Annotated in this window: 22 protein-coding genes; 9 read left to right on the forward strand and 13 right to left on the reverse strand. The window is 62.6% G+C overall.

Going from position 1 to position 22,659, the window contains the following annotated elements:
- Nucleotides 1-3: 3 nt before the first annotated feature.
- Nucleotides 4-1,095 carry a hypothetical protein gene (locus tag B9A19_RS17310; RefSeq protein ID WP_084092418.1) on the reverse strand — a complete coding sequence of 364 codons (1,092 nt, stop codon included), beginning with the start codon at nucleotides 1,093-1,095 and terminating at the stop codon, nucleotides 4-6.
- A 249-nt stretch (nucleotides 1,096-1,344) separates the two neighbouring features.
- Here B9A19_RS17310 and B9A19_RS17315 point away from each other — a divergent pair, with 249 nt between their 5' ends.
- Together B9A19_RS17315 and B9A19_RS17320 are read left to right on the forward strand one after the other, a co-directional pair.
- Entirely contained in the window at nucleotides 1,345-1,830 is a 486-nt protein-coding gene (locus B9A19_RS17315) for a WbuC family cupin fold metalloprotein (protein ID WP_084092419.1), read from the forward strand.
- A gap of 694 nt (nucleotides 1,831-2,524) precedes the next feature.
- On the forward strand, nucleotides 2,525-3,610 hold the full coding sequence (locus B9A19_RS17320) for a methyl-accepting chemotaxis protein (RefSeq protein ID WP_444541719.1): 1,086 nt from the start codon (nucleotides 2,525-2,527) through the stop codon (nucleotides 3,608-3,610).
- 58 nt (nucleotides 3,611-3,668) lie between these two features.
- On the opposite strand, the gene B9A19_RS17325 is transcribed toward B9A19_RS17320, so the two are convergent.
- The 3 genes from B9A19_RS17325 to metG all read right to left on the reverse strand — a co-directional run bounded on the left by B9A19_RS17325 (nucleotide 3,669) and on the right by metG (nucleotide 6,575).
- Complete coding sequence (locus B9A19_RS17325; RefSeq protein WP_217807104.1) at nucleotides 3,669-4,154, reverse strand: gluconokinase; 486 nt, start codon at nucleotides 4,152-4,154, stop codon at nucleotides 3,669-3,671.
- Nucleotides 4,151-4,447 carry an acylphosphatase gene (locus tag B9A19_RS17330; RefSeq protein ID WP_084092438.1) on the reverse strand — a complete coding sequence of 99 codons (297 nt, stop codon included), beginning with the start codon at nucleotides 4,445-4,447 and terminating at the stop codon, nucleotides 4,151-4,153. The genes B9A19_RS17325 and B9A19_RS17330 overlap by 4 nt, the downstream gene beginning before the upstream one ends.
- Nucleotides 4,448-4,556: 109 nt before the next feature.
- Nucleotides 4,557-6,575 (reverse strand): methionine--tRNA ligase, encoded by a 2,019-nt coding sequence (metG, locus tag B9A19_RS17335; RefSeq protein ID WP_084092421.1) that lies wholly within the window; start codon nucleotides 6,573-6,575, stop codon nucleotides 4,557-4,559.
- Nucleotides 6,576-6,719: 144 nt separating this feature from the next.
- Between metG and B9A19_RS17340 the strand changes: the two genes are divergently transcribed.
- The 3 genes from B9A19_RS17340 (at nucleotide 6,720) to B9A19_RS17350 (ending at nucleotide 8,373) form a co-directional block, all read left to right on the forward strand.
- Nucleotides 6,720-7,067, forward strand: coding sequence for an Hpt domain-containing protein (locus tag B9A19_RS17340; protein WP_084092422.1), 348 nt, complete (start codon nucleotides 6,720-6,722; stop codon nucleotides 7,065-7,067).
- A gap of 65 nt (nucleotides 7,068-7,132) precedes the next feature.
- A complete protein-coding gene (locus B9A19_RS17345; RefSeq protein WP_084092423.1) occupies nucleotides 7,133-7,762 on the forward strand; it encodes a trimeric intracellular cation channel family protein in 630 nt (209 codons plus the stop codon).
- On the forward strand, nucleotides 7,759-8,373 hold the full coding sequence (locus B9A19_RS17350) for a CoA pyrophosphatase (protein ID WP_084092424.1): 615 nt from the start codon (nucleotides 7,759-7,761) through the stop codon (nucleotides 8,371-8,373). The genes B9A19_RS17345 and B9A19_RS17350 overlap by 4 nt, the downstream gene beginning before the upstream one ends.
- Before the next feature lie 172 nt (nucleotides 8,374-8,545).
- On the opposite strand, the gene B9A19_RS17355 is transcribed toward B9A19_RS17350, so the two are convergent.
- The 7 genes from B9A19_RS17355 to B9A19_RS17385 all read right to left on the reverse strand — a co-directional run bounded on the left by B9A19_RS17355 (nucleotide 8,546) and on the right by B9A19_RS17385 (nucleotide 16,506).
- Complete coding sequence (locus B9A19_RS17355) at nucleotides 8,546-9,919, reverse strand: sensor histidine kinase (protein ID WP_084092425.1); 1,374 nt, start codon at nucleotides 9,917-9,919, stop codon at nucleotides 8,546-8,548.
- Entirely contained in the window at nucleotides 9,906-10,604 is a 699-nt protein-coding gene (locus B9A19_RS17360; RefSeq protein WP_084092426.1) for a response regulator transcription factor, read from the reverse strand. The genes B9A19_RS17355 and B9A19_RS17360 overlap by 14 nt, the downstream gene beginning before the upstream one ends.
- Before the next feature lie 69 nt (nucleotides 10,605-10,673).
- Nucleotides 10,674-11,780, reverse strand: a complete 1,107-nt coding sequence (hemH, locus tag B9A19_RS17365) for a ferrochelatase (RefSeq protein WP_084092439.1) — start codon at nucleotides 11,778-11,780, stop codon at nucleotides 10,674-10,676.
- 64 nt (nucleotides 11,781-11,844) lie between these two features.
- Complete coding sequence (locus tag B9A19_RS17370; protein WP_084092427.1) at nucleotides 11,845-13,800, reverse strand: transglutaminase TgpA family protein; 1,956 nt, start codon at nucleotides 13,798-13,800, stop codon at nucleotides 11,845-11,847.
- Nucleotides 13,797-14,756, reverse strand: a complete 960-nt coding sequence (locus B9A19_RS17375; RefSeq protein WP_176216998.1) for a DUF58 domain-containing protein — start codon at nucleotides 14,754-14,756, stop codon at nucleotides 13,797-13,799. Before B9A19_RS17375 ends, B9A19_RS17370 begins: the two co-directional genes overlap by 4 nt.
- 16 nt (nucleotides 14,757-14,772) lie before the next feature.
- Entirely contained in the window at nucleotides 14,773-15,684 is a 912-nt protein-coding gene (locus tag B9A19_RS17380; RefSeq protein WP_084092429.1) for an AAA family ATPase, read from the reverse strand.
- Between the two features lie 33 nt (nucleotides 15,685-15,717).
- Nucleotides 15,718-16,506: a hypothetical protein gene (locus B9A19_RS17385; RefSeq protein ID WP_139798935.1), complete on the reverse strand. Its 789-nt coding sequence runs from the start codon at nucleotides 16,504-16,506 to the stop codon at nucleotides 15,718-15,720.
- 188 nt (nucleotides 16,507-16,694) lie between these two features.
- On the opposite strand from B9A19_RS17385, the gene B9A19_RS17390 reads away from it, so the two are divergent.
- Nucleotides 16,695-17,636, forward strand: a complete 942-nt coding sequence (locus B9A19_RS17390) for a histone deacetylase family protein (RefSeq protein ID WP_444541718.1) — start codon at nucleotides 16,695-16,697, stop codon at nucleotides 17,634-17,636.
- A 68-nt stretch (nucleotides 17,637-17,704) separates the two neighbouring features.
- On the opposite strand, the gene B9A19_RS17395 is transcribed toward B9A19_RS17390, so the two are convergent.
- Nucleotides 17,705-19,177: an inorganic phosphate transporter gene (locus tag B9A19_RS17395; protein ID WP_084092432.1), complete on the reverse strand. Its 1,473-nt coding sequence runs from the start codon at nucleotides 19,175-19,177 to the stop codon at nucleotides 17,705-17,707.
- A gap of 103 nt (nucleotides 19,178-19,280) precedes the next feature.
- Complete coding sequence (locus B9A19_RS17400) at nucleotides 19,281-20,732, reverse strand: protein adenylyltransferase SelO (protein WP_084092440.1); 1,452 nt, start codon at nucleotides 20,730-20,732, stop codon at nucleotides 19,281-19,283.
- A gap of 74 nt (nucleotides 20,733-20,806) precedes the next feature.
- Between B9A19_RS17400 and ybaK the strand changes: the two genes are divergently transcribed.
- From ybaK to B9A19_RS17415, 3 genes are all read left to right on the forward strand, one after another.
- Nucleotides 20,807-21,304, forward strand: a complete 498-nt coding sequence (gene ybaK, locus B9A19_RS17405; protein WP_084092433.1) for a Cys-tRNA(Pro) deacylase — start codon at nucleotides 20,807-20,809, stop codon at nucleotides 21,302-21,304.
- 4 nt (nucleotides 21,305-21,308) lie between these two features.
- Complete coding sequence (locus B9A19_RS17410) at nucleotides 21,309-21,731, forward strand: tetratricopeptide repeat protein (protein ID WP_084092434.1); 423 nt, start codon at nucleotides 21,309-21,311, stop codon at nucleotides 21,729-21,731.
- A 75-nt stretch (nucleotides 21,732-21,806) separates the two neighbouring features.
- Nucleotides 21,807-22,358, forward strand: coding sequence for a cob(I)yrinic acid a,c-diamide adenosyltransferase (locus B9A19_RS17415; protein WP_084092435.1), 552 nt, complete (start codon nucleotides 21,807-21,809; stop codon nucleotides 22,356-22,358).
- The last annotated feature ends 301 nt before the right edge of the window (nucleotides 22,359-22,659 follow it).

Genomic DNA, 22,659 nt, shown 5'->3' on the forward strand with positions numbered 1-22,659 from the left:
CGGTTATTGCTGGGTGACTGGCGGAATGTGCGCCGTGACGAAGAAGGGCAGGCCGTCGGTATCCAGATCGGGCTGCACGGCCTCGATCAGCTGGATATCGTCCTGGCGGCATTCGCGGAACAATTCATCGGCGAAGTGGTGGATGCGCTCGGCCGAGTCGAGTGGCGCCAGACGCCAGACAAAGCCTTCCCAGCGCTCCTTGTCCTCACGCATCGAATAACTGATGCGGATTTCGCCACCCTCATGGCTGGCAATTGTGACCACCGGGGTGTGGCCGTTGCTGCGTATGCTGCGCAGCGCGTTGCTGGTAGCCACCTGCAAACGGGTTTCCAGCTGCGTAACGCGGCCGGTTTCCAGCGCAGCCAGCCAGCTCAGTGGCACGCGTGGAATCGGGAACAAGGTCACGCCCGGTGTCTTGAGTGCTTCGCCCAGCTTTTGCTGCAGCGCCAGCGTCCACTGGCCCGGTTGGGCATTGAGCTGGATGGCCATTGCCGCACCGCGCTGCTGGATGGCCACGCCAACCAGATAGCGCTGGAACACCGCCTCGTCCTTGAACTTGAGCGGCGTGGCCTCGAACGCGCGCGGCAGGCCCGCAGCGGTATCCTGCAACTGATCGCGCCAGCGTGCCAGCTGCGGCGGGCTGATGCCAGCCAGCTGATCCGGCGTCAGCAGATCGCCCGCCAGCCATACGTCGGCACCCTCGGCAATCAGGCCGCCGCTTTGCAGCGTGGCGCGGACGGCAGCCGGGTCGATATGGTGAGGCAGGGTGACTTCACCCTTGGCACCGGCCACCAGGATGACCGGGATGGCGAACGGCACGGCCCAGCACGCTGCATCAGCGGGGGGATTTTCGACGGCTTCGCGCAGCAGCGCCCACAGCGCCTTGTAGGCATCCTGCGAAGGTGCTTGCGTCAGTGCGGCATTCAAACCGGCGTTGTCGTTGCTCAGAATGAGTTCTTCAAACAGGCCGGCCAGCGCCGCGCGCTTTTGCACGGCTACATTGCCGTCGGCTTCGGTCAGCCAGGACATCAGTGCGCGGATGACGGGGTTTTGCGCGTTCACGCGCGGGTACAGGCGGGGGTCGGGCAGATACATGACGCAAACCGGAATGCAAAGGGTGATTATACCCCCGAGCGGCCGCCGGGAGCTGTGCGGGGCATACAGAAGCGGTGGCCGGCTTTCTCTGCTCGCAAGGCATTGAATCCATTTGACTATTTGGCCGTTACTTGGGTAAAGTACCTACTCTGTTGATGCGCACGCTTAGCGCATTGATAGTTCTCCTTTGTAGATGTTGTTGGTAGCCCGGGGCGTGTGTTCCGGGTTTTTTTTCGCCGGAATCCCCCGATGTCCCAACCCCGCCTCATCGATCAGGCCACGCTTGCCGCGCTGGCTGCCGAAGCCGCACAGGCGCCGCGCCTGCGCAAGAACCAGAATTTCCACGCCGACAATGCAGATGCCTGTCATCGCTTGATCAATGCGCTGCAGCCTGGCACCTACATTCAGCCGCATCGCCATCTGGATGCGGGCAAGTCCGAGTCCATCATCGCGCTGGCTGGCAGCATGGGCGTGCTTTACTTCGACGAGGGCGGCCGCATCGAGCAAATCTGCGTGATCGCGCCGGGCGGCGCGGTGGTTGGCGTGAACGTACCGGCCGGCACCTTTCACAGCCTGGTGGCGCTCACCCCCGATTGCGTGTTTTTCGAGAGCAAGGCCGGCCCCTACGCGCCGCTGGAAACGGCAGAAAAGGCAGCTTGGGCGCCAGCAGAAGGAGAGCCCGCTGTCAGCGCTTATCTGCAGCATATGTTGGTGCATTTCAACGGTCTGACTTGAAACATCGCGCTCCGCTTGCATACAGCAGGCATGGACTGCTAAAACGCTCCCATAATGTTGCTTGGCATCAACCCGACCGCAATAAGAACACGCAGGGAGCGCGGAGCGCTGGATGGGATACTCACACAAGGATGGCTTGCTGGCCCTGCAGACGCTGCTGGGCCTGATTGCCGGTGCAGTGCTGGCAAGCCAGTGGAATGGCTGGGCGGGTGGCGTGGTCATTGCCATTGCGCTGCTGCTGGCCGCGCTGGCGGTCTGGCTGGGCGCACGTGCGCAGGCAGACCTGCGCCGCTTCAATCAGCAGCTTGATACGCTCAGTGCGCAGGGGGCGGGTGATTTGCGCACGCCGCTGCCGGCCACGGGTGCCTTTGCCGCGCTGGCTGCCGCGTTCAACCGGTTTCGCAGCGGCTTGGCGCAGAGCCTGCACAGCATACGCAGCGCACAGATCAAGGTGTCGATCAACGCGGTCAAGATCGCCAAGCAAGTCAAGGATGTGACTACCGAGGCCAGCGAGCAGGAAGTGCTGTCGACCGAGATCCTGGCGGGTGCCACGCATGCTGCCGAGGCGGTGAATCATGTCCACGCCAGCATCGACATCATTGCCGGCTTTGCGCAGGAACTGGCGCGTGCTGCGTCGGCCACGCGCAGCGATGTCGAATCGGCCAACATGACCGCGCGCGATGTCGCGCAGCTGATGCAGCAATTCGTCACCGGCATTCAGGAACTGGTGACTGCCAGCCGTTCGATTGCCTCCAGCGTTGAGCTGATCAAGGGCATTTCCGACCAGACCAATCTGTTGGCGCTTAATGCCGCCATCGAGGCGGCGCGCGCCGGTGAATCGGGCCGTGGTTTTGCCGTGGTGGCCGACGAGGTGCGCAAGCTGGCCGAGCGCACCCGTGTACTGACCGAGACGGTTGGCGGCAATATCGACCGTATTTCCTCGCAATCGCAGGACACCGCGCGCTCGGCCGAGGAAATCATGCAGAGCGTGAACGAGGCCGCCAGCAATCTGGACGTGGCCAGCCGCCAGCTCAGCGAGTTCAGCAGCGGCGCCAACAAGGTGGAAAGCGAGGTCTCCACCATACGTACCGCCGTGGATGAGCTGCGCATCAACCACCAGCAAGTGGTGGGCAATGTCAGCCGCATGCACGAGCTGACCGGCCACATTGCCGAGCAGATGCGTGAAACCAGCGCGCTGTCCGGCCAGTTGAGTGAATCGACCGAGCGCGTGATGAAAACCGTGGGGCTGTTCCGCCTGGGTGATCATCGCTTCGACCGCGCCATGGATCAGCTCAGCCAGTGCCAGCAGGACTGCGAGGGCAAGCTGGACGCGATGACGAAGGAAGGCTTCAACCTGTTCGACCACAACTACCAGCCGATTGCCGGCACCAACCCCACGCAGTACCACACCAGTTACGACCGCGAGTATGAAAAGCGCTTCCAGCAGCTATTCGACCGCTATACCCAGCAGGTGCCGGGCTGCGATCTTACCGTGATCTGCCATAACGACCATGCCTACCCGCCCACGCACGTCAGCAAGTACTGCAAGCCGCACGGCCCGGACGTGAAGTTCAACACCGGCAACGGCCGCGACAAACGCTTCCACGATGGCAACCCGATGCTGAAGAAATGCTCGCTGGACCGCGACCCGCTGCTGTTCCAGGCCTATGTGCGCGACGTGGGTGATATCTTCAGCCTGATCTCGGTGCCGGTAAACGTGCAGGGCCGGCACTGGGGTGGGCTGATGATGGCGATCGACTACGAAAAACTGATCGACTGAGCCACGCGGTGGCTCGTGAAAAACGCGGCCTGGGCCGCGTTTTTTGTTTTCAGTTGACCTATTGCAGTGCGGCCAGAATCCGGGTCACGATGCTGGCTGGTGGCGCTGCAATATCGATCTGCAGCGCACCTATAGGCGCTTCCAGCGTCGCCAGCTGGCTATCCAGTAGTGCCGGGTTGAAGAAATGGCCACTGCGGCCTGCCAGTCGTTCGGCAAGCAAGGCAGGGCTGCCATGCAGGAAGACGAAACGGATTGCGGTATCGCCTTGGCTCAGCGCATCGCGGTAGGCCGCTTTCAAGGCAGAGCAGGCGAATACGTGTGGCTGCCCGGCCCGTTGTGCAGTTTCAATCGCAGCGCGGACTGATGCCAGCCACGGTTGGCGATCTGCATCATCCAGCGGTAGGCCTGCCGCCATTTTTGCCTTGTTGGCGGCGCTGTGCAGGGTATCGGCATCGGTAAACGGGCAGCCCAGCCGTGCTGCCAGCAGCATGCCTATGGTGGTCTTGCCGCTGCCGGCTACACCCATGACGACGATGATGCTCACAGGGTAGGGTGTTCTTCAAAGCCATCGTACAGGCCGGCTGCGGCATCGCTGCATTCCAGTCGTTCCACCTGTGCCGAGGGCGGGCCGTGCTGCGCCCAGGCCGCCAAGGCTTCGACCGCTGCCGCTGCGCCCTGCGCATGGATTTCCACGCTGCCGTCACGGCGGTTGCGCACCCAGCCGCATACGCCAATGCGCCGGGCCGCCAGCACGGTGCTGTAACGGAAGCCGACACCTTGCACCACGCCGTAAACGCGCAGCAGGCAGGCGGTGATATCCGGGGTGGGTTGGCTCATGGTGGTGGTTTCTGGGCTGGGGGCGGGCATCCACAGCATAGCAGCCTGCCAGCATGCCCTGTCTGAATGCAAAACCGGCGCTTGCCGCGCCGGTTTGTCTTGAAGCGGCTTACTTGACCCGCATGCCCGGCTTGGCGCCGGCGTGCGGTTCGAGGATATAGAGCCCGCCATCACCACCTGCCGCCAGCACCATGCCCTCGCTCATGCCGAATTTCATTTTGCGCGGCGCCAGGTTGGCCACCATGACGGTGTGCTTGCCGATCAGGTCTTCCGGTTTGTAGGCCGATTTGATGCCGGCAAACACGTTGCGCGTTTCGGTGCCCAGGTCCAGTGTCAGCTGCAGCAGCTTTTCAGCGCCTTCCACGTGCTGCGCATTGGCAATGCGGGCGATGCGCAGGTCCACTTTCATGAAATCGTCGATGCTGATGGTTTCGGTAATCGGCGGGATTTCATAATCGGGCGCAGCCACCGGTGCTGCAGCGGGTGCCAGGCTTTCCTTGTTTTCTTCCACCATGGCCTCGATCTGCTTGGGGTCGATGCGCGTCATCAGGTGCTGGTAGGGGTTGATGGCGTGGCCCAGCAGCAGGGTAGCGGCATCGGCCCAGCCCAGGGGTGCGACGTTCAGGAAGGCTTCCACGTCGGCTGCCAGCTTGGGCAGCACCGGCTTGAGATAGATGGTCAGCAGGCGGAAGGCGTTGATCAGTACCGAGCAGACTTCCTGCAGCAGTGCATCCTGGCCTTCCTGCTTGGCCAGTTCCCACGGCTTGTTCTGGTCGACGTACTGGTTCACTTCATCGGTCAGCGCCATGATGTCGCGCACGGCGCGGCTGTATTCGCGTGCCTCGAAGCTGGCGGCGATGCCTTCTGCAGCAGCCTGCAGCTTGGCCAGCAGGGGCGAGTTCAGTTCGCGCGACAGTTCGCCGCCAAAGCGCTTGCTGATGAAGCCTGCAGCGCGGCTGGCGATATTGATGTACTTGCCGATCAGGTCACTGTTCACGCGTGCGACGAAATCGTCCAGATTGAGGTCGGTATCCTCGATGCTGGCATTGAGCTTGGCAGCGTAGTAGTAGCGCAGCCATTCCGGGTTCAGGTGGCGCAGATAAGATTCGGCGGTAATGAAGGTGCCACGGCTCTTGCTCATCTTGGCGCCGTCCACGGTGAGGAAACCGTGCGCGTTGATGGCGGTCGGCGTGCGATAGCCGGCGTATTCCAGCATGGCCGGCCAGAACAGCGCGTGGAAATACAGGATGTCCTTGCCGATGAAGTGATACAGCTCGGCCTCGCTGTCCTTGCTCCAGTAGCTGTCGAAATCCAGCCCCAGGCGGTCACACAGGTTCTTGTGGCTGGCCATGTAGCCGACCGGCGCATCCAGCCAGACGTAGAAATACTTGCCTGGCGCATCGGGGATTTCAAAGCCGAAGTAAGGCGCATCGCGCGAGATGTCCCAGTCGTTCAGGCCGGCTTCGAACCACTCCTGCATCTTGTTGGCGGCGCCTTCTTGCAGCTTACCCGGCGTTTTCACCCATTCCTTGAGGAAAGCTTCGCAATCACCCAATTTGAAGAAATAGTGCTCGGAATCGCGCAGCTCCGGTGTAGCGCCGGATACCACCGAATACGGGTTCTTCAGCTCGGTAGGCTGATAGGTGGTGCCGCACACTTCGCAGTTGTCGCCATATTGATCCTTGGCGCCGCACTTGGGGCATTCACCCTTCACGAAGCGGTCCGGCAGGAACATGTTCTTCACCGGATCATAGAGCTGGCTGATAGTGCGGCTGACGATCTTGCCGTCCTTTTTCAGCGCATCGTAGATACGGTAGGAAAACTGGCGGTTCTCTTCCGAATTGGTGCTGTAGTAATTGTCGAAGCCGACATGGAAGCCGGTGAAGTCGCGCAGGTGTTCGCCATGCACGCGTTCGATCAGCGTCTCGGGCGTGATGCCTTCCTTTTCGGCGCGCAGCATGATGGGCGTGCCGTGCGTATCGTCGGCACAGACATAGTGGCAGGTATGGCCACGCATCTTCTGGAACCGCACCCAAATATCGGTCTGGATATATTCGACCAGATGGCCCAGGTGAATGGCACCGTTGGCGTAGGGAAGGGCGGAGGTAACGAGGATTTTGCGGCTCATGCGTATGCTTCTGGCAGGCAATAAAGCGCGATTATAACGCAGCCGCTGCCTTGCTCGAACGCGCTTGTACCTGACCGGACTTTATTCCGGTCGCATTAACCGGTAGATTAGTAAAAAACCATATAACAAGCACCGGATTTACCCATGTTCGATCCCCGCGAGGAGCTGGCCAGCATCGAGGCCACCTTTGTTCAGCTGCAGCAACTTCTTGGCATGGACATGCGTGGCGAGCTGCTCGAAGCCTATTTCGTCACCCAGGACGAATGCCTGAAGCGGCTGGCCCAGGCGCTTTACGCGGCGAATAGCAATGAGGCGGTCGAGGCCGCGCACAAGCTCAAGGGCGCTGCCGCCCAACTCGGGGCGGCGCACATGTCGGTGCTGTGCAGCCAGGTCGAGCAGCATGCGCGTGCCGGCAGGCTGGACGAGGTGAGGCGGCAGTGGCCACCGATGTCCGAATTGGCCGGCCAATTGGGGCAAGCCCTGAAGCGGTGAGCACCGCGCCCGCGTAAACTGAAAGCATCGACAACTTCTTTGCCGGCGTGCATGCCGGCGCGGTCATGCCCCTTCTGCATACCCTGTTCCAGTTTGACTGGCTGTACCTGATCGGCACGGCGGCGTTTACCGTATCCGGCTATCTGATCGGTGCACGCAAGCAGTTTGACGTGCTGGGCGTGGTGATTCTTGCACTGCTGACCGCTATTGGCGGCGGCATGATCCGCGACGTGCTGGTCAACCGCGTGCCACGTATTTTTCTGGATGCCGAGCCGCTTTACACCATCTTCATGACGCTGGCCGTGATCTGGGCCATCAAGCTGCACCGGCGCAACAAGGGCTTGCTGGTCAAGCTGTTCATCGTGGCAGATTCCATCGGTCTGGTGGCGTTCAGCATTGCCGGTGCACAGGTCGGCATAGACGCGCGGCTCAACCTGTTTGGCGTAGCTTTCCTTGGTTTTGTCAGCGCCGTTGGTGGCGGGCTGGTGCGCGACATGATGGTGAACGACGTGCCTTTCATCCTGCACGAGGATTTCTATGGCACGGTGGCCATTCTGGTGGCCGTGGCCTTGTTCGGCCTGTACGGGCTGGGTTATGCCGGCCCCATTGTGGCCTGGCCGCTGTTTGCCGGCGGGCTGGCGCTGCGTTTGATTGCGCATGTGCGCGACTTCCGCCTGCCCAGGGTGGATGCATGATGCCCCCCGCCAGCGCACTGCTGCCCTGGCTGCAGGACAGGCTTGCGGGGCATGTTCCGGCCCGACGTGGCGATCATCCTGACCTGTATGTGCACAAGGCGGCTGCAGTGCTGATCGGCCTGGTATTGCGCGCCGAAGGGCCGACCATCTTGCTGACCGAGCGTGCTGCGCATTTGCCTCATCATGCTGGCCAGATCAGTTTTCCCGGTGGCCGGGTCGAAGCAGACGACGCCGATGTGATCGCCGCAGCGCTGCGCGAAAGCTGGGAAGAGGTGGGTTTGCCGGCGCAACACGTGCAGGTGGCCGGGCTGCTGGGGCGTTATGCCACGGTCAGCGGTTACGACGTGACCCCTGTTGTAGCCTGCATTGATCCGCATGCCTTGCAGTTGCGTGCCGACCCTGCCGAGGTTGCGGCGGTGTTCGAGCTGCCGGCGGCGGCCTTGCTTGATCCGGCCCGCTACGAGCGCCGTTGGGTTGAGCGACGTGGCATGCGCGGGCGCAGCCATTTCATCGAGTGCGAAGGGAAGACCGTCTGGGGCGCCACTGCCGGCATGCTGCTGATGCTGGCTGCTGCCTTGGGGCTGCCGGGTGAGCCGCGCGATATTGATTGAGTGAGCGGATTGGGTGTGCGGGATCGGTGGTGTCAACGCAAAACCACTGCCGGTGGTCTTGCACATACTTGCCGCATGGCTTTGCTGATTGTGCTTCGCGCCTTGCCAGCAGCGCAGTGTCGGGTTCTGCGGCTGCGCTCAAGCCGGGTTGTGTCGGTTGCCCAAGCAGCTGTCAGCGGCTCTTGGGCAGTACAACGTGCACGATCAGGCCGTGCGGCTGTGCATCGCGCAGCTCGACGCTGCCGCCGTGGCGTTCGGCGATTTCCTTGACGATGGCCATACCCAGACCGCAGCCATTGCCCTCGTTCTGGTTCACACGGAAGAAGCGCTCGAACACGCGTGGCTTCTGTTCGTCCGGAATACCGTTGCCGTCGTCCTCGACGTCGACGATATAGTTTTTGTCGTCTTCTTCCAGCCGCGCGGTGATGCTGCCGCCGCGTGGAATGTATTTGATGGCGTTTTCGATCAGGTTGATGAACAACTCGCGCAACAGCGCCGGGTTACCGTCGATCACGGCACTGCTCAGCGAGGTATCGCAACCCAGGTCCATGCCCGCAGCCAGCGAGCGTGGTACGCACTCGGCGGTCAGCTCGCGCATCAGTTTGGCAAGATCGACGCGCACCGTGGGCATGCCATTGGTGCTGCCTGGTTCGGAGCGCGCCAGGGTCAGCAGCTGGTTGACGAGGTGAATGCTGCGCGTGGCGCTGGCGTGTACCATGTTCAGCCGGTCACGCAGTGTATCGGGCGAGGTTTCGCGCAGCGCCAGTTCGGTTTGCGACTTCAGCCCGGCCAGCGGCGTGCGCAGCTGGTGCGCGGCATCGGCAATGAAGCGGCGCTGCCGGCTGATGCTCTCGTTGGTGGTCGACAGCAACTGGTTGAGCGCATTGCTGATCGCATGCACTTCCTGCGGGGCATCCACCAGTTCCAGCGGCGCCAGGTCTTGCGCCGAGCGGTTGCCGACCAGCCGCTGCAGGCGGGTCAGCGGCAGCAGGCCGCGCTCTATACCCCACCACACCAGCACGCTCATGGCGATGATGAGTACGCCCAGCGGCAAGGCGGTGGCAACGAGGATTTCGCGATAGAGCTGGCTGTTGAAGGTGCGACCGATCTGCACATGCAGTTGCGGGCCGTTGTTGATCTGCTCGATCAGCGAAACCAGCCGCAATGACCCGTGCGTGCCATCGGCGGTATAGAAGGAGGGCTGGCCCGCGGTTTGTACGGAGTCTGGCGGCGGGGGTAGTGCTGCATTGCCGGCAATCGGCTTGCCCGGCTCGGTCCACACCGAATAAACCAGTGCGTCGTCCGGATTGTCGTCGATCAGCAGCGGGATGATGCGCGCAAGATCGCCCGCCTGCCCGTGCCCCTGCGGGCCGGCTTGGCGGGCAACTGCCCGCGCCGTCTGCAACAGGCTGTTGTCGATGACGGCGTTGGCATAGTGCGTCGCAACCTGATAGCTGAGGAAGGCGCCAGCCAGCCACAGCACCAGTTGCGGAAACAGCAGCCACAGCAGCAGCTGCCGTTTCAGGGAGAACTTACCCTGCGACATCCTGTGCGAACGGTTGCTGCTTCTCGAGGAGGTAGCCCAGGCCACGGATGGTACGGATCACCACGCCACAAGGTTCCAGCTTCTTGCGCAGGCGGTGTACGTACACTTCGATGGCGTTCAGGCCGACTTCGGCATTGTCCGAACCCAGTTCCGACACGATCTGTTCCTTGGTGACCACGCGATCGATGTTGGACATCAGGATTTCCAGAACGGTCAGCTCACGTGCGGACAGGTCGAGCGGGGTGTCGTTGCACCATGCACGCTGGCCGGCACGGTCCAGACGCAGGTTACCCAGTTGCTGTACCGATTGCGGCAGGATCTGGCTGCGGCGCAGCAGTGCGCGCAGACGGGCTTCCAGTTCGGCGAACTCGAACGGTTTGGCAAGGTAATCGTCGGCGCCGGCATCGAGACCGGCAACACGCTCGTCCAGCCCATCAAGTGCGGTCAGGATCAGGATGGGCAGCGACGGTTTGTGCTGACGAACGTTGCGGAGCACGGTCAGACCGTCCATGTTCGGCAGGCCGATATCGAGCACCACGACATCGTAGTCGTTGTGCAGCAGAATCTGTAAGGACAGCGCGCCGTCGTTGACGCAATCGACCTGGAAGTCCGCCTGGGAAAGGCTGGTTTTCAGCGCATCCGCGAGAATAAGATCGTCTTCGGCGAGAAAGAGCCGGGTGCTCATGGGGCTAAACCTCCAGTTGTAAGTTGAATCTTACTGCTGAGTTTAACTGTAATTTCTGGAATACCCAAGTTAATTTTGATGCCCGCGTGCGCGTGCGCGCTGCTGGCTTTCCCTTGCCTCGGCCAGGGCCGTTTCGGCTTGCCAGCCCGGCGTGAGCCAGCCTGAAAGCTCGCGGGTTACAAGGCCGGCCAGCGCGTGTATCCACGCGGGTCTGTCATTCATACAGGGTATATAACGAAAGCCCGTTCCGCCGGCTGACAGGAAAGTTTGCTTGCCTTCCATCGCAATCTCTTCGAGGGTTTCCAGACAGTCGGCAACAAAGCCGGGGCAGATCACGTCCAGCTCGCGCACGTTCTTGCGGGGCAGGGTGCTCAATACATCGCTGGTATAGGGCTTGAGCCATTCGGCCCGGCCAAAGCGCGACTGGAAGGCCACGGTATATTGGTCTGCCGACAGCCCAAGCGCTTCGGCCAGCAGCCGGCCGGTTTTCAGGCAGTGACAGTGATATGGATCACCCAGATCGAGCGAGCGGCGGGGAATACCGTGAAAGCTCATCAGCAGATGCTGGCCACGACCGTTCATCTGCCAGTACTCACGCACCGATTGCGCCAGCGCGGCGATATAGCCCGGGTCGTCATGGAAATGGTGCACGGTACGCACGGCGGGCTGGTTGCGATAGCGGCGCAGCTGCGCAAATACCGCATCGCCCACGCTGGCGGTGCTGCTGGCGGCGTACTGCGGGTAGAGCGGCACCACCAGGATGCGATCACAGCCGGCAGCCTTCATCTCGTCCAGCCGGCTGGCTACCGAGGGCTGGCCATAGCGCATGGCATAGTTCACCACCAGCGGCGCCTGCAGTTGCTCGCCCAGATAGCCCTTGAGCAGGCTGCCCTGCTTGGCGGTCCACATTTGCAGCGGCGAGCCTTCCTTGCCCCAGATGCTGGCGTATTTCAGCGCCGATTTCTTCGGCCGGGTGTTGAGGATGATGCCGCGCAATATCGGTTGCCAGAGCAGGCGCGGGATTTCGACTACGCGCGGGTCGGACAGGAACTCACGCAGATACGGCTTGAGTGCTGCAGCAGTCGGTGCGGCGGGTGTGCCCAGATTGACCAGCAATACGCCGATGCGTGGCGGCTGGTCATGCTTGTATGAAGGTTCAGGCAAAAAACGTGGCATGGTGAAATCCGTCAGGCTGAGCGCGGAGCGCTGCATGGCAGCAGCTGCATTGCGCCACTATCAGTCAAGGTTTGAATGCGTTGACGCGTCGCTGCAGTTCGAGTTCCGCGCCGGATCGATTGCGATAGCGCGCCTGCAGATACAGATAGCAGATGCGCTGGATGTCTGCGGCATGCGCAGGCAGTGCGCGCGCGGCACGTTCGGCAAAGCTGCCCGGGCCCTCATTCGCCCGCTGGGTCAGCTTGTGGCGCGCCAGTTGTGCCACAAAGTGCAACCACAAGCGCTGTGACAGCTCCGGTCGCTGCCGGCGGCTCTGCAAATGGTGCATGACCACATAGAACAGCACGAACAGCCCCAGGCAGCCACCCAGCCACATCAAGAGGCGCGGCGAGCCGAAATCCTCGATGCCCAGGCTGCCCAGCAGTTGCAACTGGCGCTGCGCATCATAACCGATCACCCAGCGGTTCCAGCCATACACCGCACCATCCCAGCGCAGGCGCAGCGCCGACAGCCACGGGCTGTCGCCGCGTACCAGATAGGGCAGTTTTTGCTTGCCTGCCGCGCTGCGCGCCACGCCCTGCGTGACGCGGCCAGGCGCAACCATGGCGGTGGGGTCTACCCGCTGCCAGCCACGCGTGGCCAGCCAGACCTCGGCCCAGGCGTGCGCATCGGTTTGCCGCACGATGAAGTAATCCTGATTCAGCTCGCCGCCCTGATAGCCGGTGACCACGCGCGCCGGTACGCCGGCGGCCCGCATCAGGAAGACGAAGGCGCCGGCATAGTGCTCGCAAAAGCCTGCCTTGGTGCTGAACAGCAGATCATCAATGGTATTGCGCCCGTACAGCAGTGGCGCATCCAGCGTATAGACAAAGCTGTTGTTGTGCAGATAGGCCAGCGCGGCGTCGACACGCGCCTGCGGTGACAGCGGTGCCCAGCTTGCGGCCAGCTCGCGTGCTCGCGGATTGCCCCCGACCGGCAACTGCAGCTCGTCATTGACCAGGTCGGCGGCCGGTGTGCTGGTGCGCCAGGCCAGCACGCTTTGCAAGGAGATGCGTTTGCGCGAGCTGACCGCCTTGTCGTCCAGCAGTTGCAAGCGGCTGCTCAGGTGACTGCCCGGCGGCAGGGTGCCGGGCAGTGGTACATCCAGCGCCAGCAGCCAGTTGCGGTTGTGTGGCTCCAGCGTCATCGTATAGCGGACGATATCGCCCAGCGGCTGCAACTCCGGTGCGGCATCGCCGGGCGCATCCTGCTTGCTGCCCAGTTGTTGCCAGCCTACGCCGTCATAGAATTCGAGCACCGGGCCGCGCCAGTACAAATCACGCTGCGGCGGCAGCTTGCCATTGAACGAGACCCGGAAGGCCACGCTGTCATCACGCGCGAGGTTGGTGAAGCTGCCTGGCGTCATGTCGTCCGACAGGCCGATGCTGGCGCTGCCGCTGTCGTCCGGCATTTGCCATAGCGGCCCGGACAGGCGCGGGAACAGGAAGAACAGCAGCAGCATGATGGGCAGGGCTTCGAGCACCATCCACGCCGAGCGCTTGTATTCAAATGCATCCAGCTTGCCGTCCAGCCGCTGCCATGCCCGCAGCTGCGCCATGATGGCGATGGCGCAGCCTATGGTATAAGCCAGCATCCAGAAGGCCTGCGACACCAGAAACGCCGCGCCGACGGTAAAAAAAGCCAGCAATGACAGCACCCGTGCATCGCGCCGGTGCTGTGTTTCCAGCAATTTCATTGACAGCAGGCTGGTGAGCAAGGCCACACCGCCCTCACGGCCGAACAGGGTGTGGAACTGCAGGAACACAACACCAATCAGCAGTAGCGAATAACCGTAGCGCAGCCAGCGGCGCGGCAGATCGTGCCCTTGCCAGGCCAGCAGGCCACGCCAGCCCAATGGCAACAAAATCAGCAGTGCGTGCCACGGGGCCAGCTGCGTCATGTGGGGCAGCAGCGCCAGGAACAAGGCGGCTATCGAGCCATAGAGCGGCTGGCGGGGCAGGTCGTCGCGCAAGGTGCTCATGCGTGCTTTCCGTACAGCGCCAGCGCAGTCAGACAGGCGGCGCAGTGCACCGGGCCCTGGTCCAGCGGCAGCCGGGCGCCGGGCAGGATCAGCCCATAGCGGTCATCGTTGTTTTCTGCCGCCAGTACCCAAGCGGTCAGTCGCGACAAGCGGGCTTCGTCGCTCATGCCTGGCAGGTCGTGCCAGTCGAAATGGAAGGACGCGCTTTGCGGACTTTCATATTGTTTCACGCTCAGCCGCTCGTCGCGGGCAGCCTGTTTCCACGCAATGCGGCGGATCGGGTCGCCCGGCTGATAGCGGCGCAGCCCGGCAAAATCGTCATCGCCGGTGCGTTGTACCTCGCCGCCGGGCTCGGCAGCGCCCTGCGTGCGGTAGGAGGGGGCATCGGGCTCGGGGCGCGGGTAAACCAGACAACGTGCATGCAGATTGGCATAACTCCATACCCGGCAGAGCTGGCTGGGGTAATGCGTTTCCAGCCCGAGCTTGGGCAGGGTCAGCCAGCCACGCTCGGTGGCGCCGACCGGCAGCCATACCTCAACCCCGCCGGGCGGATCGACGCGTGGCACCGCCACCGCGTCATTGTCGCCCGCGCGCAGCATGATGGCCTGGCGGGGTTTTTCGCTGTCCAGCCGGATGGGGAAGTGCGCCGATTCGCCGGCAAATACCGGCTCGGCCAGACCGGCGGTCAGCTTCAGCCCCAGCAGGTTGCGAAAACCATGCAACAGGCCGGCATGCCCCAAACCGATCATCAGGAAGGCAAAACTGTAGGCTAGGCTGATCTGGTAATTGATGGCTCCCACCAGCACCAGCACAGCCATTGCGGCAAAGGCAAAGCCGAAACCGCTGGGCAGTACATAGATACGGTTGTGCCGCAGCGCCAGCGAGCTGGCGCCGGGTGGATGACGGCGGGCCAGCCAGCGTTGCCAGCGTTGTTCCAGCCAGGCAGGTCGTTTCATGGTGTGCGGGCCGGGCTCAGGGGACGGCAACGCTGCCCAGCAGCTCGGCGGCCGAGCGCGGATCGGGGCGGCCGCTGGCCCGCGTGGGCAGGCGGTGGCCAGCCACGCCGGGGAATACCGCTTGTACATCCTCCGGCACGACGAAATCGCGGTTATCCAGCCAGGCCCAGGCACGGGCTGCGTTGACGAGGCCCAGCAGCGCGCGTGGTGACAGGCCGTAGGCAAAGTCGGGGTGGCTGCGCGTGGCGCTGGCCAGTGCCTGCACATAGTCGAGCAAGGCCGGGCTGACATGCAGCGCGGCCACCGACTTTTGCGCGGCCAGCAGCACGTCGGGCTGTATGGTTGCATCCAGCGTGGCGATCAGGTCGCGCCGGTCCTGCCCGGTCAGCATGGCGCGCTCGGCGCTGGCGCTGGGGTAGCCCAGCTCGATGCGCATCAGGAAGCGGTCAAGCTGGGATTCGGGCAGCGGAAAGGTGCCGATCTGATGCTGCGGGTTCTGCGTGGCAATCACGAAAAAAGGCTCGGGCAGTGCGTGCGTGGCACCGTCCACGGTGACCTGGCGTTCTTCCATCGCCTCCAGCAGTGCCGATTGCGTCTTGGGCGGCGCACGGTTGATTTCGTCGCCCAGCAGCACCTGCGCAAAGACGGGGCCGTGATGGAAACGGAACTTGCCGCTGTCGCGCTCATAGATCGAGACGCCCAGCAGGTCGGCCGGCAGCAAATCGCTGGTGAACTGCACGCGCTGGAAGCGCAGCCCCAGGCAGACCGCAAGCGCATGGGCCAGCGTGGTCTTGCCCACACCAGGCAAGTCCTCCAGCAGCAAATGGCCACGCGCCAGCAAACAGGCCAGCGCGAGCTTGATCTGGGTTTCCTTGCCGAGAATGATGCGATTGAGTTGCTGGAGCGTGCTGCTGAGTGGATGAGCCATGTTCTTGTAATTGGAGACCGTGAGGAAAGCCGGTCAAAAGTGTCCGGTAAAGTTGACGCCTATCGTCGGGTCAATATTAAAACGATCTGTTGAAAGGGCGTTACCGTTTTTGTCTTCCACATAAAGTTTGCCGCCCAGCAGGCCGGTTGCATACAGGTCGATTTGCCAGGAGCGATCCCCCGTATAGCCCACGCGGAAGTACACCGGTGTGCCGCTGCTTTGCAGCAATCCATACGGGGCGACTGCGCTGTCGCCCGCCAGGCGGAGGCGGCTCACCTGCCAGCCACCACCGGCGGCAAGCTGCCAGCGCTGGCTGGGCCGATAGCTGAGCTCAAGCCCGGCCGGCCCGGCGGGGCTGGCAAGGTCCGGATTGCTCAGCAGCCATTGCGGATTGATCTGCCAGTTGACCAGCACATAGGGCACCACCGTGGTCTGGTCGAGCGAGTGATAGACACCTGCGCCCAAGCCCAGCCGCAAGCCGGGTGATGACAGGGTGCTGATGTCGAAGCGGCTGCCGCTTTCCTGGGTGGCAATACCACCGGTCCAGGAACTGGTACGCGCCAGGGTGGGGGTGACCTGGTACAGCCAGTTGTTGCGGTCGGTATAACCGATGCGGAAACCGAAGCCGCTGCGCAGCCGGGGTTCGGCGGCATTGTCGGGTAGTGGTGCACTGTCGCCTTGCCAGCGTGCGAGGTCCCCCGTGCCGAAACGCACGCTATCGATACGCCAGCCGGATGGCGCCAGGGCGTCATCCTGCGCGCATGCCAGTACAGGCGCGAGGACGGAAAGAGAGACAATCAAAGACAACAGTGCATGCGTCATGGTCGGGGACTCGTCACGCACAGCGACCTAGCTGCTTACTATCATCATGGTTCGCCTTTCAACACAAAGCAAAGGCGCAGCATGGCTGGATAGCCACCGGCCGGCGGCGTACACTAACCGCCTGGCTCGAAATCGGGCACAACGTGCGAAAACGCCCCAAGGCAGGGCGCCAGACAAGGGACGCAACATTGCATTCGGCAGATGACGGCATCACCGCTTACCTCACGCATTCGGCCTGCACGCTGCATGACATGGGGCAGGGGCACCCCGAATGCCCGGGCCGGCTTGCCGCCATCCAGGATCGTTTGATCGCTGCCCAGTTGTGGGATTTCCTGCTGCATGTCGATGCCCCGGCTGCCACCACGGCGCAACTGATGCGCGTGCACGACGAAGCCTATATCGAGCGCCTGACAACCATGCTGCCCGGCCATGGTTATGTGCATATCGACCCCGATACCGCCATCAACCGCTTCAGCCTGCTGGCGGCTTATCACGCTGCCGGTGCCGGCATCAAGGCGGTTGATCTGGTCATGCAACGCAAGGCTGCCAATGCGTTCTGCGCGGTACGCCCGCCTGGTCACCACGCCGAGCGCAACCGGGCCATGGGCTTCTGCCTGTTCAACAATCTGGCCGTGGCTGCTGCCCATGCGATGGCCGAGTACGGCATCGAGCGCGTGGCGATAGTCGATTTCGACGTGCACCATGGTAATGGCAGCGAGGACATCTTTTGCACCGACCCGCGTGTGCTGATGGTCGGTTTCTTCCAGCATCCGTTCTTCCCCTACAGCGGCGATGAGCCGCGTGGCCCCAATATGCTGAATGTGCCGCTGCCACGCGCCACCACCGGTGTGCAGTTCCGCGAGATGGTGGTGGAGAAATGGCTGCCCGCGCTGGATGTGTTTGCGCCGCAGTTCATCTTTGTGTCGGCCGGGTTTGATGCACATCTGGAAGACGATATGTCGTCCATGGGCCTCGTCGAGGCCGACTATGCGTGGGTTACGCGCCAGATCAAGCAGGTGGCGCGCAAGCATGCGCAGGGCCGCATCGTATCGATGCTGGAAGGGGGCTACGATTTGTCTGCGCTGGGTCGCAGTGTGGCTGCGCACATCAAGGAACTGGCAGGCCTGTAACTGTCCCGCCATTCCGGATGAAAAAGGCCGCGTATCAACGCGGCCTTTCGGTTTGCCGGGGCAGGCGGTCAGACAAAGATTTTGACCGACAGCCAGAACAAGCCGGCCGACAGGCCCATTGCGGCAGGCAGGGTCAGCACCCAGGCCAGCAGGATTTTCTTCACCGTGGCGAACTGCACGCCGGTGCCGTTGGCCACCATGGTGCCAGCCACGCCCGAAGACAGCACGTGGGTGGTCGAGACCGGCAGGCCAAACACGTTGGCCATGCCGATTGCGGCGGTGGCCGTGATTTGGGCACTCATGCCCTGAGCGTAAGTCATGCCCTGTTTGCCGATTTTCTCGCCCACGGTCTGTACCACGCGCTTCCAGCCCACCATGGTGCCGAGGCCCAGTGCGAGTGCGACGGCAACGATGACCCAGAAGGGCGCATATTCGGTGGTGGCGGTCAGGTCCTTGCGCAGGTTTTCCAGGTCCTTGCGCTCTTGTGCCGGCAGCGCTGGCAGCTTGGCGACCTTCTTGGCCGTGTCGTCCAGGCACAGCAGGTAGCGGCGCACCTGGGTGCGGCTGTCCGGCGTTAGTTCGTTGTAGTTCTTGATGCCTTCTACCGATTTGAGCAATGCACTGATGGTCGGCATGGTCAGGCTGGCTTCGCAGCGGAACTTGGCCGGCATTTCGCTGCCATTGCCTTTGTGCAGCGACAGGTAGTCGCTCAGCGCGGCACCATTGCGTTCGTAGAACTGTTGCAGGTGCACGGTGGCATCGCGGGTGCGCTCGATCTGGTAAGTGGTGCTGTCCAGATCAAGCACGAATTTGCCCGGTACGATACCAATCAGCACCAGCATGATCAGGCCGATACCCTTCTGGCCGTCGTTGGAGCCGTGCGCGTAGCTCACCCCCATGGCGGAGAGCACCAAGACCAGACGATTCCAGAACGGCGGATGTTTCTTGCCGCTGACTTCGCGGCGGGTATCTGGCGTCTTGTGCATTTTGGCCAGTGGCCACTTGCGCTTGAGTGTCCACAGCAGCAGGCCGGCGATGGCAAAGCCCACCAGCGGTGACACCAGCAGTGCGAGGCCGATATCGATGGCTTTTTGCCAATTGATCGAAGTGGTCAGCGGTGTGCCAAGCATGATGGCGTTCATCAGGCCCACACCAAGGATGGAGCCGATCAAGGTGTGCGAGCTGGATGCCGGCAGGCCGAAATACCAGGTGCCGAGGTTCCACAGGATGGCTGCTGCCAGCAGCGAGAACACCATGGCCAGACCCTGGGTGCTGTTGACATTGATCAGCAGGTCTACCGGCAACAAGTGCACGATGGCGTAGGCGACGCCCAGCCCACCGGCAATCACCCCGGCAAAGTTGAACAGGCCGGACAGCATTACCGCCAGATTGGGCGGCATGGCCTTGGTGTAGATCACGGTGGCGACCGCATTGGCCGTGTCGTGAAAGCCGTTGATGAATTCGAATGCGAGCACGAAAAACAGCGCCAGCGCCAGGCTCAGGCCGATGCCCAAGCTTAGCCCGCTGAAAAGATCGAGCATGGGAAACTCTGTGAAGGATTTGTGACCGCAGGATTATCCCAGAAACCGTGCAGGCTTGTCCGGGATTGCACCAAATCAGGCTGCCAGCCGGCGTGAGGCGGGTCTACGACGAGCAGGACACGCTCAGCGACGTCGCCCAATCTGGTGGCAAGGCAGCATAGTCGGCGTATTCCGGCTGCTCGTCGTACGGGTGGCGCAGGCAGACGAGCAGGCGGTCCACCTCGCCGAATTCGCCACGCTCGGCCGCGCGGATGGCGATTTCGGCCAGATGGTTACGCAGCACGTAGCGCGGATTGGCTTGCTGCATGGCGGTGCGTCGCTGGGCATCATCGCCACCTTCTTGTGCCACGCGCTGCTGGTATTGCGCCAGCCAGCCATCGAATGCAGCCCGATCAACGAACAGGTCGCGCAGCGTGGTGCTGGCGCCCGCTTCGCCTAACGTGCGCCAGAAGTGGGTCCAGTCGGTGCGCGAGGCGTGCATCAGTTCGAACAGTTCGGTCACCAGCGTCCAGTCGCTTTCCTGCCAGACGGCAAAACCGAGCTTGCGGCGTAGCTGCTCGGCAAAAGCGGCCTCGAACAGCGGCTGGAAGCGGTGCAGTGCGGTAATCGCGGCGTCACGGTCGGGCAGCAGCGGCAATAGTGCTTGTGCCAGACAATGCAGGTTCCACAGCGCGATTTGCGGCTGCTGGTTGTAGGCATAGCGGCCGCTGTCATCCGAATGATTGCAGATATGGCCGGCATCAAAGCCATCCATGAAGCCGAACGGGCCGTAATCGAGCGTCAGGCCGAGGATGGACATATTGTCGGTGTTCATCACGCCGTGGCAGAAGCCGACCGCCTGCCACTGTGCAATCAGCGTGGCGGTGCGCGCGATCACATGATCAAGCAGCGCCAGATAGGCGTTGTCGGCGCCGTGGCAATCCGGGTAGAAGTGATTTATGGTCCAGTCGGCCAAGGTGCGCAGCAGTTCGTGCTCACCCTGATAGAAGAAGTATTCAAAATGGCCGAAGCGCACGAAAGTCGGCGCAACCCGCGCGACCACGGCGGCGGTCTCGACCGTTTCGCGCCAGATGCGCTCGGGCGAGCCGGCAATGCCCAGTGCGCGGGTGGTGGGGATGCCCAGGCCATGCATGGCCTCGGAACACAGGTATTCACGGATTGAGCTGCGCAGCACCGCGCGGCCGTCGCCACGGCGCGAGTAGGGCGTCTGCCCGGCGCCCTTGAGCTGGATTTCGTGCAGGGTGCCTTGCACGTCGCATGCGTCGCCGATCAGGATGGCGCGACCGTCACCCAGTTGCGACACGTATACGCCAAACTGGTGACCGCAATACACGCTGGCCAGCGGCTGCGCATCCGTCGCCAGCCGGTTGCCCACCAGATACTCGGCCAGCGCCGGATCATCACCGGCGGCGGCAAGCCCCAGCGCCTGTGCCAGCTCGGCATTCCAGTTCACCAGCTGTGGGCCAGGGAGCGGTGTGGGGGGCGTAGGGCTGTAGAATGCAGCAGGCAATTGGCCAAAGCGCGTGGGGGTGATCAGGTCGGCCAGGGTGTGCATACGCAGCATCGCGCTTGGTTGAGTTGCTCAGTCGGCTATTGTACCCTCGCAACCTTCCGTTCCAGAAACCGGCCATGAGCGAAAAAGCCCCCGTTACCGCCGCCGTGCGCGTGTTGCGCCAGCACAAGGTGGCCTACACCGAACACCTGTATGAGTACGAGGAAAAGGGCGGTACGACCGTATCGGCACGCGAGCTGGGCGTTGATGAACATGCGGTCATCAAGACGCTGGTGATGGAAGACGAAAACCGCCAGCCGCTGGTGGTGCTGATGCATGGTGATTGCGAGGTTTCGACCAAGAATCTGGCGCGTTTGCTGCGCAAGAAGGCTATCCATCCCTGCGCCCCCGACATTGCCAACAAGCATTCGGGCTATATGGTAGGCGGTACTTCGCCCTTCGGCACGCGCAAGGCCATGCCGGTGTATATGGAGCGCAGCATTGCCGCGCTGGAGCGGATTTACCTCAATGGTGGCAAGCGCGGCTTTCTGGTGGGCTTGCCCCCGGCCGACGTGCTTGCCATCCTGAAACCGACGCTGGTCGATGTGGCCAACGCGCACGACGAACAGGAATGAAACGATGAGTGTGTTGCCGGCCATTTTGCATGACCAGATCGTGGCGCTGCTCGACGCGGGCGACCGCCTGTTCGAGCGCGGCGATGACGATGGCGCGCTGAAGAAATACCGCGAGGCCGAAGCGCTGCTGCCGTCCGAGCGCCAGCCGTGGGAGGCCAGCACGCTGGTACTGATCGCCATTGGCGATACCTTGTTCCAGAAGCGCGATTTTGCCGCTGCGGCCGAAGTGTTGCTCGATGCGCTTGACTGTGCCGGTGGCGAGGAAAACCCCTTCGTGCACTTGCGCCTTGGCCAGTGCGCCTATGAACTGGGCGAACGCGACAGCGCCCTCGAATCGTTCAAGGAGGCGCTGGCGCTGGGTGGCAACGACATTTTCGAAGACGAAGACGACATCTATCTGGGCCTGCTGCGCGACATCCAGCGCTGATCCGGCCCGGCTTTTCAAAATACCTGCCGGCGGCGTGGCGTAAAACCAGATCGCAGGCGGGCTCAAAGGCAGAACATGACAGACAGACTGACGACCATCACCACCCGTGGCGGCGATGGCGGCGAAACCAGCCTTGGCGACGGTACGCGCGTGCCCAAGGACAGCATCCGCATTGCTGCGCTGGGCGAGGTGGACGAACTGAACTCGCAACTGGGCGTAGTGCTTACCGAAACGCTGCCGGCAGAAGTGGTCGATTGCCTGACCAAGGTCCAGAACGATCTGTTCGATCTGGGGGGCGAGCTGTGCATTCCGGGCCATGTGGCCATCAGCGAGCGGCAACTGGTGCGGCTGGAAGAGGCGGTCGCCACCTTCAATGCGCAACTGCCGCCGCTGGCCGAGTTCATTCTGCCCGGTGGTTCGCGCGCTGCGGCGCAGATGCATGTGGCGCGCTGCGTATGCCGCCGCGCCGAGCGCACGCTGGTGGCGCTGGACAAGGTCGAGGTGCTGGAGGCCACCGGCATCAAGTATCTGAACCGTCTGTCCGACCTGTTGTTTGTGCTGTGCCGCGTCGCCAACCGTCACGCCGGGCAGCCGGACGTGCTGTGGCAACCCGGGCAAAACCGCTAGGGCCTGTTAACACTTATTTCGCGCTTGCGCTGGGCCGCAAAGAGGTCAGCTACAAGGCACGCAACGCAGGCAATAACCGGTTATTGCCAAGGCGCGTAACGCCGTAGATGGCCTCTTTGCGGCCCAGCCCTGCGGGTTCGGGGTATTTCGGGCGGTTCGCTGCGTTGCAAACCGCTTGCGGTACCCGTACCGCGGCGCGTTCTGCGCCTTGCGCTCCATCCCGAACTACCCCGAACGCAAGCGTGAAATAAGTGTTAACAGGCCCTAGCTTGCTTGCCGGCGCGGCGTGCAGCTATTTGCC

This window comes from Andreprevotia lacus DSM 23236, assembly GCF_900176275.1.
GTDB lineage: Bacteria > Pseudomonadota > Gammaproteobacteria > Burkholderiales > Chitinibacteraceae > Andreprevotia > Andreprevotia lacus.